Annotated in this window: 7 protein-coding genes; 6 read left to right on the top strand and 1 reads right to left on the bottom strand. The window is 58.9% G+C overall.

The features are described 5' to 3' along the window. Nucleotides 1–265 precede the first annotated feature (265 nt). From J0G10_RS23635 to argR, 6 genes are all read left to right on the top strand, one after another. Nucleotides 266–1039, top strand: a complete 774-nt coding sequence (locus tag J0G10_RS23635; RefSeq protein WP_220556862.1) for an ABC transporter substrate-binding protein — start codon at nucleotides 266–268, stop codon at nucleotides 1037–1039. A 91-nt stretch (nucleotides 1040–1130) separates the two neighbouring features. Further along, nucleotides 1131–1820, top strand: coding sequence for an ABC transporter permease (locus J0G10_RS23630; protein WP_007912702.1), 690 nt, complete (start codon nucleotides 1131–1133; stop codon nucleotides 1818–1820). Next, on the top strand, nucleotides 1817–2515 hold the full coding sequence (locus tag J0G10_RS23625; RefSeq protein WP_007912703.1) for an ABC transporter permease: 699 nt from the start codon (nucleotides 1817–1819) through the stop codon (nucleotides 2513–2515). Before J0G10_RS23630 ends, J0G10_RS23625 begins: the two co-directional genes overlap by 4 nt. Before the next feature lies 1 nt (nucleotide 2516). Beyond that, nucleotides 2517–3629, top strand: a complete 1113-nt coding sequence (locus J0G10_RS23620) for a M14 family metallopeptidase (protein WP_220556861.1) — start codon at nucleotides 2517–2519, stop codon at nucleotides 3627–3629. A 27-nt stretch (nucleotides 3630–3656) separates the two neighbouring features. Continuing rightward, nucleotides 3657–4421 carry an ABC transporter ATP-binding protein gene (locus J0G10_RS23615; RefSeq protein ID WP_007912705.1) on the top strand — a complete coding sequence of 255 codons (765 nt, stop codon included), beginning with the start codon at nucleotides 3657–3659 and terminating at the stop codon, nucleotides 4419–4421. A gap of 246 nt (nucleotides 4422–4667) precedes the next feature. Further along, nucleotides 4668–5660 carry a transcriptional regulator ArgR gene (argR, locus tag J0G10_RS23610; protein WP_176471324.1) on the top strand — a complete coding sequence of 331 codons (993 nt, stop codon included), beginning with the start codon at nucleotides 4668–4670 and terminating at the stop codon, nucleotides 5658–5660. 7 nt (nucleotides 5661–5667) lie between these two features. Here the strand turns inward: argR and J0G10_RS23605 are convergent, their stop codons facing one another. Beyond that, nucleotides 5668–13455: a dermonecrotic toxin domain-containing protein gene (locus J0G10_RS23605; protein ID WP_220556860.1), complete on the bottom strand. Its 7788-nt coding sequence runs from the start codon at nucleotides 13453–13455 to the stop codon at nucleotides 5668–5670. Between the last annotated feature and the right edge of the window lie 92 nt (nucleotides 13456–13547).

The raw sequence follows: 13547 nt of genomic DNA, 5'->3' as shown, positions 1-13547 counted from the left end.
CTCCTGCATGAAATTGCAAGGCTGTCAATGTGCTCAAGTCGCTTTCTCTGTGCATCTGTAATTAGTTGTCGCATTGAAGAAATATCGGCTTCGGGCCTGTCGTTAGAATGCCGATCACTCGCTCATCGTGGCTGACGTTGAAATCTCCGACGGTTTCAATGGGAAATTTCCCACCGATGCAGCAACCGATTTCCCGATTCACCCATTCGCATATTGGGCTGTCGCTCACTCTGCCGTTTTTGCCCTTTACCGATGGAGTCCCAAGATGAAGAAACTTGTGCTGCTTGGCGCCCTGGCACTGTCCGTGCTGTCGATGAACGCCTTCGCTGACGAAAAACCTCTGAAGATCGGTATCGAAGCGGCTTACCCTCCGTTCGCTTCGAAAGCACCGGACGGCAGCATCGTCGGTTTCGACTACGACATCGGCAACGCTCTGTGCGAGCAGATGCAGGTCAAGTGTGTGTGGGTCGAGCAAGAGTTCGACGGTCTGATTCCTGCACTGAAAGTGCGCAAGATCGACGCGATCCTGTCGTCCATGTCGATCACTGAAGATCGCAAGAAGTCGGTCGACTTCACCAACAAGTACTACAACACCCCGGCACGTCTGGTCATGAAGGCCGGTACTCAGGTCAGCGAAGGTCTGGCTGAGCTGAAGGGCAAGAACATCGGCGTGCAACGTGGTTCGATCCACGAGCGTTTCGCCCGCGAAGTCCTCGCCCCGCTGGGTGCCGAGATCAAGCCGTACGGCTCGCAGAACGAAATCTACCTCGACGTGGCTGCCGGTCGCCTCGACGGTACCGTGGCTGACGCTACTCTGCTGCAAGATGGCTTCCTCAACACCGACGCCGGCAAAGGCTTCGCGTTTGCAGGTCCTGCGTTCACCGACGTCAAATACTTCGGCGACGGCGTAGGCATCGCAGTCCGTAAGGGTGACGCCCTGAAAGACAAGATTAGCGCGGCCATCGCGGCCATCCGTGAAAACGGCAAATACAAGGCAATCCAGGACAAGTACTTCGCCTTCGATATCTACGGCAAGTAAAACGTCTCTGCGACAAGTCCGAAATGGCGCAAGCAACAGGATCTCTGCGGTTTGCGCCATTTTTTCATCCCAACTTTCGAGGACCTGAATCATGTTGAAAGGCTACGGGGCTGTCATCCTCGATGGCGCATGGCTGACGCTTCAGCTCGCCTTGTCGTCCATGGCTCTGGCCATCGTTCTCGGGCTGATTGGTGTCGCGTTACGCCTGTCGCCGGTGCGCTGGCTGGCGTGGCTGGGCGATCTGTATTCCACGGTGATCCGCGGGATTCCTGATCTGGTGCTGATCCTGCTGATCTTTTACGGCGGTCAGGATTTGCTCAACCGCGTCGCACCGATGCTCGGCTATGACGATTACATCGATTTGAATCCGCTGGCCGCCGGCATCGGCACCCTCGGTTTCATCTTCGGTGCGTACCTGTCGGAAACCTTCCGTGGCGCGTTCATGGCCATTCCAAAAGGTCAGGCCGAAGCGGGCATGGCGTACGGCATGAGCAGTTTTCAGGTGTTCTTCCGGGTGATGGTGCCGCAGATGATTCGCCTGGCGATTCCGGGCTTCACCAACAACTGGCTGGTTCTCACCAAAGCCACCGCGCTGATTTCCGTGGTCGGTCTGCAAGACATGATGTTCAAGGCCAAGCAGGCGGCAGATGCCACCCGCGAGCCTTTCACCTTCTTCCTCGCAGTGGCGGCGATGTACCTGGTGATCACCAGTGTTTCGTTGCTGATCCTGCGTCAACTTGAGAAGCGCTACTCGGTAGGCGTAAGGGCGGCTGATCTATGATCTTCGACTACAACGTCATTTGGGAGGCCATGCCGCTGTACCTCGGCGGCCTGCTGACCACCCTTAAACTGCTCGCGCTGTCGCTGTTTTTCGGTCTGCTCGCGGCCCTGCCGCTGGGGCTGATGCGCGTCTCGAAGAACCCAGTCGTCAACGGCGCCGCGTGGCTTTACACCTACGTGATTCGTGGCACGCCGATGCTGGTGCAACTGTTCCTGATCTACTACGGTCTGGCGCAGTTCGAAGCGGTCCGCGAAAGCTTCCTGTGGCCATGGCTGTCCAGCGCAACGTTCTGCGCGTGCCTGGCCTTTGCGGTCAACACCAGCGCCTACACCGCGGAAATCATTGCCGGCAGCCTCAAAGCCACGCCGAACGGTGAGATCGAAGCGGCCAAGGCCATGGGCATGTCGCGCTTCAAACTGTACAAGCGCATTCTGCTGCCATCGGCCCTGCGCCGGGCACTGCCGCAGTACAGCAACGAAGTGATCATGATGTTGCAGACCACCAGTCTGGCCTCCATCGTGACCTTGATCGACATCACTGGCGCAGCACGCACGGTCAACGCGCAGTTCTATCTGCCGTTCGAGGCGTACATCACCGCTGGCGTGTTCTACCTGTGCCTGACGTTCATTCTGGTCAAGCTGTTCAAACTGGCCGAGCGTCGCTGGTTGAGCTACCTGGCCCCGCGGAAGCACTGATATGGAACGCATCGACCACGTATTGCCGTGGAGCCACTTGGGCAGCGAGCGCAAGATTTCGGTCTTTCGCTTCGGTCGCGGCGAGCGCAAGGCCTATATTCAGGCCAGCCTGCACGCTGACGAATTGCCGGGCATGCGCACCGCCTGGGAGCTGAAAAAGCGCCTCGGCGAACTCGAAGCCAAAGGCCTGCTCAACGGTGTCATCGAGCTGGTGCCAGTCGCCAACCCCTTGGGTCTCGGGCAATTGCTGCAAGGCAATCACCAGGGCCGTTTCGAGGCCGGCAGTGGCAAGAATTTCAATCGTGATTTCGTCGAACTGAGCGCGCCGGTTGCGGCCGCTTTAGCCGACAATCTCGGTGACGATCCGCACGCCAATGTGCGCCTGATTCGTCAGGCCATGGCCGATCACCTGGCGGCATTGCCAGAGGCGAGCAGCCAGTTGCAAGGCATGCAGCGCGTGTTGCTCAGCCATGCCTGCACAGCCGACGTGGTGCTGGACTTGCACTGCGATGCCGAAGCCGCACTGCACATGTACGCGTTGCCGCAGCATTGGCCGCAGTGGCGCTCACTGGCCGCGCACCTGAATGTGAAGGTCGGATTGCTCGCGGAAGATTCCGGCGGCAGCTCGTTCGATGAGGCTTGTTCGCTGCCATGGCTGCGTCTGTCGCGGCAGTTCCCTGATGCGCAGATTCCACTGGCGTGTCTGGCAACGACCATTGAGCTGGGCGGTCAGGCCGATACCGGTCGCGCCGAAGCTTGCGCGTATGCTGAAGGCATTCTCGCCTTCCTCGCCGAGCAAGGTTTGATCACCGGCGAGTGGCCGAACCCGGCGCACGAGGCCTGTGAAGGCATGCCGTTCGAAGGCACCGAGTTGCTGTTCGCGCCGCATCCGGGCGTCGTAAGTTTTCTGCGCAAGCCCGGCGAGTGGGTCGAGGCCGGCGACGAGATTTTTGAAGTGATTGATCCTCTGTCCGATCGGGTCAGCACGGTGTGTGCTGGTACCTCCGGGGTGCTGTTTGCCATTGAACGGCTGCGTTATGCCCAACCCGGTTTCTGGCTGGCCAAGGTGGCGGGGCGCGAAGCGCTGCGTCACGGGCGCTTGCTCAACGACTGACTGACTGTTTTTGTGAGAACCGACCGCATGTACAAACTTGAAGTCCAAGACCTGCATAAACGCTATGGCAGTCACGAAGTGCTCAAGGGCGTGTCCCTGAAAGCGGCAGCCGGCGATGTGATCAGCATCATCGGCTCCAGTGGCTCCGGCAAAAGTACTTTCCTGCGCTGCATCAACCTGCTCGAGCAGCCGCACGCGGGCAAGATTCTGCTCAACAACGAAGAGCTGAAACTGGTGGCGAACAAGGACGGCGCGCTGAAAGCCGCTGATCCGAAACAGCTGCAACGCATGCGTTCGCGCCTGTCGATGGTGTTCCAGCATTTCAACCTGTGGTCGCACATGACTGCTATTGAAAACATCATGGAAGCGCCGGTTCACGTACTGGGCGTACCCAAGTACGAAGCCCGCGAAAAAGCCGAGTACTATCTGAACAAGGTCGGTGTGGCCCATCGTAAAGACGCGTTCCCGGGGCACATGTCCGGTGGCGAGCAGCAGCGTGTGGCGATCGCCCGTGCGCTGGCGATGGAACCTGAGGTGATGCTGTTCGACGAACCGACTTCAGCCCTCGACCCGGAGCTGGTGGGAGACGTGCTGAAAGTCATGCAAGCGCTGGCTCAGGAAGGTCGCACCATGGTCGTGGTCACGCACGAAATGGGCTTTGCCCGTGAAGTGTCGAACCAGTTGGTGTTCCTGCACAAAGGTGTTGTTGAAGAAAGCGGCAACCCGCGTGAAGTGCTGGTGAATCCGCAGTCTGAACGTTTGCAACAATTCCTCTCGGGCAGTTTGAAATAAATCAGGGCTGCCGTTGTGCACCGCGATAGTGCATGCTTCGCAGCCAGTAGGCTGGCTTCAATTTCCTGTAGGAGCTGCCGAAGGCTGCGATCTTTTGATCTTCAACAACAAGATCAAAAGATCGCAGCCTCGTTTCACTCGACAGCTCCTACAGTTGATCGGTGTTGGTCTCAAGATTTGTGTTCATTTACGGGCTAGCATTGGCCCATGCCTTCATCACTGTTCTTCGTTTCGGATCGCCCGCCCATGACTGCCCATCGAATTGGTTTCCTGATTTGGCCCAGCACTAAAGCGTTGACGCTGGCGCTGGCGGAGGAAGCCTTGCGTGTTGCTCAGCGTGTGCACCCGGAGGTGGTTTACGAGCTGTCGTTCCTGCAGGCGGAAGCCGTGACCGCAGCGGCGGCCGAAGGCGCCTGGCAATTGCCCGGTGAAGCCTGGACCGGCAAACTCGAAAACTTCCAGAAACTGTTCCTGCTCGCTGACGAGCCGCCGACCACATTGGCGCCGGCACTGAGCAGTGCGCTCAAGCAATTGGTACGTGCGGGTACGGTCATCGGCGGTCTGTCGGCCGGTGTCTATCCGTTGGCGCAACTGGGGTTGCTCGACGGTTATCGTGCTGCCGTGCACTGGCGCTGGCAGGACGATTTCGCCGAGCGTTTCCCTAAAGTCATTGCCACCAGTCACCTGTTCGACTGGGATCGCGATCGCCTGACCGCGTGCGGCGGCATGTCCGTGCTTGATCTGCTACTGGCGGTATTGGCTCGCGATCACGGTGCAGAGTTGGCCGGAGCGGTTTCGGAAGAACTGGTCGTTGAACGCATTCGCGAGGGCGGCGAGCGTCAGCGCATCCCGTTGCAGAACCGTCTCGGCTCCAGCCATCCGAAGCTCACCCAAGCGGTGTTGCTGATGGAAGCCAACATCGAAGAACCGCTGACCACCGACGAAATCGCCCAGCATGTGTGCGTGTCCCGTCGCCAGTTGGAGCGGATCTTCAAGCAATACCTCAACCGTGTGCCGAGCCAGTACTACCTGGAGCTGCGCCTGAACAAAGCCCGGCAGATGTTGATGCAGACCAGCAAGTCGATCATCCAGATCGGCCTGTCCTGTGGCTTCTCCTCGGGGCCGCATTTCTCCAGCGCCTATCGCAACTTCTTCGGTGCCACGCCGCGGGAAGATCGCAACCAGCGGCGCAGCAGCAGCCCGTTCGAGTTGTCGTCAGTGCCGCCAGAACGTGGCTGACGGCGGGTCAGCTATGCCTTGTCGATGGTAATGGTCGCTCCTCGCCATCGGAAAAATCCGAATCCACGAAGTCGTCAAGTTCGCGCCGGACCCCCGTCCTCCATCTTTCGTTCATTTGCTCGTTAAACGCCGTGGTGTATCTGTCCAGGCGTTGCTGACTTTCCGGGTGAAGGGGGTTGTCGTCGAAGTTGTATTCGGTCACGGCGTCGCCGGGCTGTGAAGGAAACTCGCCTGGCAACTCGGTAATCGCGTTCCCGGACAAGTCCGCGCTCGTCAATCGAGGCAGCTCGAACAGACCGTCAGGTACCTTGCTCAAGGCGCAATTGCCGAGACGCAGATTGTCCAACTGCGGGAGATGCCTCAGGTCTGGAACAATGTTGAGCGGATTGTTGCTCAGGTCCACGGAACTCAGGTTTTTCCAGCCTGCGAAGGCCTCTGCAGCCGGTTCCGTCAGGGTGATTCCACAGTCGGGCAGATGCAGGCTGCGCAGCCTGTCCATAGCGAAGATCGGGGCGGGAATCTCGCCCAGCGGAAATTTGCGGATGTCGATGTCTTTGAGCTTGGGAAAAAGCTCCAGCAGACGATCAACCCGAGGCGGGGCGGACGCTTTGGTGGTCAGATTCATTTTTTCAATGTGGTCAAAGCGTGCGGTCAGCGGCGGCAGCTCACCGGTAAACGACAACTCGCAGTAAACCGCTGGATCTGTCAGGAACGTGGGCGTTAGGCGCAGTTCCTTTTCCAGGTTGAGCCTGAAGGTTTGGCGATTGAGTTTTTCCGTCGCTGCAGCGTCGTTCCCAAGTGGCATCTGCGTTACAGGATCGCTGGGAGGCTCATTTGCCCAGGTGCCCAGGCGGTCGAGCAGGCCGGTCAGCTCGGTTTTGCGGCGCATCAGCTCAAGACGTCCATCGGCCAGCGTACCCGGAAGGCTGTAGATAAGATCGTTGGCGTCGAAACCGGACAGCGATGGGTAAAGACTTTGAGCCAGTTCGATGTCGTCCTGTCGAGCGGAGATACCAAAGTTGTCGGCCTTGGCCTGGAAAGCGGCTTTGACTCGTTCTCTGGAAGCCTCTGACAGCGGGTTGCTGCCCAGTTCCATGCCGCGACCAGAATAACGCGTCAGTTCCGCCGGCAGTTCGATGATGTTGTTGTCGCTCAGCAACGCCACTTCCAGATGCGGCAGCTGTTCCAGCCCGGCAGGCACACTATCGATCCCGGTGTTGATCAGATCGATGAACGTCAGGTTTTGCAGTGTCGATACATCGGGCGTGGCCTGCAATGTGTTGGCGTACAAGTCCAGCGATTTCAATCGGGTCAGCGTGGACAGGATCGCTTGTCCTTCAGGATCCAGAGTGATCTGGCACTTGCTCAGCATCAACGTTTCGAGCGACGGCAGGCTTTGAAGCGCTTGAGGTATGCGGCCGAGGCCGAAGCCCTGCAGTTCCAGTCCCTGCAATCCGCTGAAGCTTCTGAGAAAACCCCCGGAAACCTTCAGCCCTGGATTGCCCTGAAGATTGAGATGCGTGATGTGAGTGAAATCAGTGCTCAGCTCCGGTAACTCACCGGTAAACGCCGGCTTGGCATCGAAGGTGTTGAACCGTAGTGCTGAATTGTCGTTACGCCGGCCGCGCCAAAGTTGCTCAAGCTTGTCGCTGAATTCTTGTCTGGCGGCGAGTTCTGTGGCTTTTTCCTGAGCAGTCCATGGCAGTTCAGTCAACGGATTGTTGACCGGCAGACGCTCACGCCACGCGTTGAGATCACCCATCATTCGGGCGATTTCTGCCTCCCAACTGAGCAGTTGAGTCGTGCCGGCCAGCAATGTCCCGGGCAGGCGATAAATCATGTTGATGGCCGCGTTGTCACCCAGTCGCGGGAACAGTCTTTGCGCCATGGCAATGTCAGCCGATGCCGGTTTGACCCGGAAGTTGCGTCCCTGTGTGGCGTAGTAGCGCTTGATGCGCTCGCGAGCATTCAAGGACAGCGGATTATCGTTCAGATATACGCCGTCGGCCTGATCGGCACTCAAGCTGAAAAAAGCGTCCGGCAGCTCGGTGATGTTGTTGTTATTGAGATGGAGAATTTCAAGAGCCGGATGCTCGGCGATACCCTCGGGCACGCTGCTGATATCTGTATGGGCAAGTGAAACGCTCTTCAGGTCTGGCAAGGCGTTCAAATCAGGTGCGATTGTCAGCGGGTTGTGGCTCAGATCGAGCAACTGCAGTTTGGACATGGCACCGAGCAGTTGCTGCCCTTCAGGCGTGAATGTCAGCGCGCAGTCAGTCAGTTTGAGCTCTTTGAGATCCTTGAGGCGCCCGACGAATGAGGGGATGTCATCGAGCGCGAAGGCTTTCAGTTCCAGCGCCTGAAGATTCGGGAACAAGGCAGCAAATGAATCGATGCCTGTGGTCGTTGCATTGCCTGCAAGCTTGAGGCTTGTCACGTGATCGAAGTTCACAGTCAGGCGGGGCAGTTCGCCGAAGAACTTCAGGTCTGTCGCAAAAGACGCGGTGCGCGCGCCGGTGTCAATTGACCTTTCACGCCAGAAATCCTCCATGAGCTCCTTGAAGGCGGAACGCGCGTCTTGTTGCTCCAGACGCTCGCCTTCGCTAAGCACCTGACCTGTAACCGGGTGCGCTGATGGAGTTTCCAGTGCCCAGCGCGCCAGATCCTCGCGCATCTGTTGCAGCTCCGCTCTCCAGCGCACGAGTTGTTTTCGACCGCCGGCCAGGTCGCCAGGCAAGTCGTAGATCATCTCGCTGGCCTCTTGGGCGTTCAGACCGGGAAACAACTGCCGGGCGAGGGCAACGTCTTGCTCGTCAGCCAGTACGTCAAAGTCGTTTCGATGGCTGCGGAAGTAATTCTTGATCTGGTCGCGGGAGGCTGCCGATAGCGGGTTGTCGGCAAGGTCAATAGCGTCACTGCGATCGGCGGGAAGGTCGAACAGCGCGTCAGGCAGTTGCGTGATGCGGTTCCCCGCAAGCACCACGGTTCGAAAACCCGGATGGCTGGTCAATCCTTCAGGCACGACGGTCAGCCCGCAGTTGGACAGGTCGAGATCGTCCAGTTGGGGCAGCAGGTTCAGGTCGGGGAACGTCCCCAGCGGATTGTTACTCAAGTTCAGCGAGTCGAGGCTGTCGAGTGAAAGCAGCACAGCCTGATTTTCCGGGGTCATGACCACGCCACAATTTTTCAGCTCCAGGTCGGTCAGTCGAGGCAGTTTTACTTCGCCAAGCGCAAGCGGCTCCAGTTCGAAGCCGTTCATTTTCAGCTCGGCCAGGTTCGGGAAGCACTCGACGAAGCGCAGGGCGTTGGTGATATTGGCGTTGCCGTTGAGGTCCAGCTGGGTAACGTGCTCGAAACCGGCGCTGAGCGTCGGCATATCCCCCGTGAACGTTGCCGTTGCCCTGAGTACTTTGAGGCGGTAGTAGCCGGGCGGGCTGCGCCAGAGCTGCTCGATCTGTTGCGCAAAGGATCGCCTGGCGTCCAGTTCGCGGGTTTGTGCTTCAAGGGGCAGACGTTCGCCCGTCTCAGGGTCAAGGACGGCGGCCTGGTTGGTCCATTGATTGAGTTCGAGATTCAGGGCGCCGAGTTCATCTTCCCAGCGCGACAACTGTGCACCGAATTCGGCCAACGGCCCGGGCAGTCGGTACAACACCTGTGTAGCTTTTTCAGCATCAAGGGCTGGGAACAAGGCGATCGTGCGCTGCAGATCTTCCTGCACAGGCCGTACACCGAAGTACTTTCCGGTGTGCTCGAAGAACACTTTCACCCGTTCGCGAGAGGCCGCACTCAACGGGTTGTCAGCAAAGGTGTAACCGTCGCTGAGGGAGCTGGGCAGGTTGAAAAACCTTTCCGGTATCCGGGTGATGCGGTTGCGATCGAATTGCGCCGAGATCAGGCGTGGATGATCCAGCAAATCGTCGGGCACCGTGTAAATACCGGTATTCGACAGATTGACGTAACGCAATGCAGGCATCGAGTGCAGGTCCGGCGGCAAGCCCAGCGCGTTGCCTTCCAGATCGAGCAGAGTGAGTTGCGGCATAGAGGCGAACACCGACTCGGTGACCGTTGTCAGGCTGACTCGGCAATCGCGTAATCTCAATTCGCGCAGCGAGCGCATCGAGGTCAGCGCTTGTGGCAGGCTTGGCAGGTTGAGGTTGCGCGCATCCAGAATCTGCAACTGACTGAAAGACTGCAAAAAGCGCTCGACCGAGGTGGTCATTGGGCTGCCATCAATGCCGAGCGAAGTGATATGACTGAAATCGCTCGAGAGGACGGGCAAGTCGCCGATGATGGCGTGCTTAAGCAGCACGGCGTGCCCGGCGGCGAAGCCCTGTTGATCGTAGTGCGTGACGTTCTCCCGTCGCCAGCTTTTGAGTAACTCGTCCCTGAGCAACCTGCGGTTCTGGATTTCGGCGCGCTTCTCCAGCGGCGTGAGCGCCATGCCGGTTTCGGGGTGAATGGCGGGCGGATTGTTGGCCCAGACATGCAGTTCGTTCTGCAATTGCAGGTAGTCATTTTGCAAGCGAAGTATCTCTGCGCGTGGGCCAGCGGGACTGCGTAGCATGCTTTCGGTGAGATAACCCACCTCATGGTTCGACATCCGCGGATAGAGCACCCGGATGTCTTCTTCGAGTGTGCGCGGTTGGGAACTGGGGCGCGGCGGACGTGGTGGCGCAGGGGGATAACCATCGGTCCCCAGCAGCCACAGTGTGTCGACAGCCGACGGTTGGGTCGGCGTATCGCCGATCACCTGACGCAACTCATTGCGCTCAAGCGTACGTTCGCGAATGGTCGCCTTCAGCGCCTGGCCCTGGCCAATCCGGATGTCGAGGTTCTGGCGCTCGCTGTCGGGTAATGCGTACAACAGGCTGGAATAGAAATCGCTGAACGAATGCAGCTGCTGCCCACGATCGTCGTAAGGTTGATATTGGCCATCGTCGCGGCGAACCAGAACCTTGTGTGCGACTGCATCTTCACGGCCGATGGTGTCCAGTAACGGGCCCTCGTAGCGCCTGTCCCGGATCTCGATGCGTACATCGCCGCTCCAGCCTGGCAACAATTTGAGGCTGTGCAGCGCCAGAGAGTCGGAGTCGGAATTGCTCACCGAGTCCAGCTCCAGGCCTTCATAGGCGCGGGTAACGCGCACCTCCTGACTGGCCATCTGCATGAGTGCCTGCTGGCGCGCGGGCAATTGTCCTTCGTTGATCTGCAACAGTTCGCTACCGGTCGCGGTATCGAGCAGTTCGCGGGTGATGCTGGCCGGCAGTTCGGGAGGGTGGGCCTTGAGTCGTGTCGCCAACGGATCATCGAGGTGCTGAAGGGCCTGATAACGCGTCTCGAACAGCGCGCTCCTGTTGCGTTTGGCGAGATCGGCCACTTGCTTGCGCAGGTTCTGGCTGCGTACCTCGACGGACTGCGTCGGTCCCGCAAAGGGTTCGTTCAACAAGGCTTTGATCTGCGTCTCGTCGAGGCTATAGAGCAGGGTTTTAAGCACGTCGTCACCGAGCAGTCTGTCCTGGCGCAGTTCGGTCACGGGCAGGCTTGTGTCCGCAGACGATTGCCACAGCCGCTGCCCTTGTCGATCGAGCAGACGCAGGCACTTATCGCTTGGCCAACGCCCGTATTCGCTGAGCACCTGCAACTGTGTGACCGGATCAGCGCGCAAAAACTCTTCGGCGACATGGCTCTCGAGCTGATCGATGAAGCGTTGCAACTGCTGATCAATCTTGAAGCGCTGGATACTGTCGGCAAGCAAAGGCGGGACTTTTTCCTGATTGACATGCATTTTGCGCAACGCGTCTTCGCTGGTTCCGCTGATCCGCAAGACGGTTTCGCGCTCGTTCGGCGACAGGCTCTCGACGGAAGAACCGATACGGCGCAGAACCGTCTCGCCATCCCATTCCAGCGGTTGCTCGAGTTCAGTGTGCCAGGCGCCTTCGCCATTGTGGCGCACCACCGGTTGGTAAGCGTCGGGGCGGCTCGGGTGTTCAATGCGGTACTGCCCCGGCACCTGGCTTTCTTTTACTGCAAAGTGGGCATCCTCCAAGGGCAGCAGGCGCTTGCCCTGATGCGTGTGCAAACCCAGCGCATCGGGTTGCGAATCTGCCGTTGGAACCTGCGGGTGCTTGTAGCGTTCGAGATCCGGCTCCCAATAGCGGGTCTTGCCACTGGCCAGTTTTACCGGTTTGAAGCGGTCGATGAACGCCACGACTTCCTTGGGCAAAATCTTGCGGAACTCGGCCGCGCCAATCTTGCCGCCCACGGCGAACAGGCCCAACTGGATCATCGATTCCACGGTGCCCATCAAGAGTTCCAAGGCTTCGGTCGTTCGCCCCTGCGCCCACTCGATGACGCCTTCGAACGCTTCATCGAGCATTTGATAGGCCATGTACGCCATCATGGCTTCACCCAGCACCGGCACGAACGGCGCAACGATCAGCGCGGCGGTCTGCACGATGGTGGAAATGATGTTGCTCACCGAGTCCCAGAAGGCCCAGCGCGCTTTTTGGTCGACCACCGCGGTGGGTACGGCGATCACCCTGGCGTCATTGAAGATCTTGTTCAGTTTCGCGTGATGGATGTGTTGCCAGAGATTGTCATGGAACGCGGTCAGCGTGGTTTGCAGATCCGGGCGCTCGACAGCGGTGTCGCGCCATGCGGGCAGCGAGCTGCCGGACTCGGGCGGGTGCCACATGATCTGGCTCAAGCGGCTATTGAGGGTGCTGAAGAAAACACCTCGATGTTCGTGGTTCACGAATCGGCTGAAAAACTGCTGGTAGTCTTTCGAGCGCAACTGGCGGGTCAGTTCAGCGACCAGGTCGTAGGTCGAGGCGTATTCCTTGAAAGGGTGCTCGGGATCATCGGGGACATAAGCAACCACCCTTGCCGGGTCTCGCGAGGCGTACAGGTCTGGGGCAAACACGACGATACCGGTCAGCGGTGCGCACAGCATCCCCATGTCATGGCACAACACCGCTGCCCCGCTGATGTACAGGCCTTTCATGCCGTCGAGCACGGCATCGATCAAGCGAAAATAGCTTTCCGACACATCGCGGTTCATCCGCGCCCACTGCAGGGCGGCTTTCATCGCGGCTTTCTGGCTGTCATCGATTTTGTTGCGCAGTACGGTGGCCACCATCGGATCGGTATAGCCGAGGTTGTCTTTGAGATGGGCCTTGTATCGCGCGCCGATGTCCAGTCTTCGGCACAATCGGGTGAAAGCGGCGATGCTCATTTTCGCCTTGATCGCCGGCAGGGGACTGAACTGGCCGCTGACGGTGGGACGAGTGACGAAGGTCGAGTCAGCTTCGAAGGCATCGTCACGGGTTTCCGATTCCTCGAAGTTGTGCAGCGCGGCCTCCAGTAACGACACGGTCCAGGCGCGCGTGCCGGTGCGGATCGGAAACCACGGAGTGGTTGCGGGGATGTACAGGCGCACGAAGGTGTTGCGCACATCCAGGTCCAGGCCGAACCAGTTTTTCAGTTCTTGCTGGAGCAAGGGCTCGGCAAAGGTGCTGGCGTCCTGCAAGTGCTCCAGGCTTTGATCGACCTTGCTTTGCGCGGCCCATTGCGTGGCGTTGAGGCTATTCATCTGCTGATGTTGCTCGGCAGGTGCCGACTGGAGAGTGAGGGACAGGCGCGGCAGGCTGTTCGTGAGTGCCAGGCGGCGAGTCGGTGTCGCGGCGCCGAGCCAATCGGGCAAGGCATTTTTCAGCGGCAGGTAATGATCGTCTGGATGCAGCGCGTTGTTCGTGGCGGTCGAGGCTGTCGGAGGGTGTCGCTGAGTCAGGTGCATGGGCCATTCCTTGGCGTTGAAAAGAACGCGCAGCAAATCAGCAACCGGCCACCCTTGTGCGGTACATATTTATATCTTTGTCGCAGGGTTGA

This window comes from Pseudomonas germanica (genome assembly GCF_019614655.1).
GTDB classification, from domain to species: Bacteria; Pseudomonadota; Gammaproteobacteria; order Pseudomonadales; family Pseudomonadaceae; genus Aquipseudomonas; species Aquipseudomonas neuropathica.
Note: the sequence above shows the minus strand (reverse complement) of the source record. Positions and strands in the feature narration are given on the sequence as shown.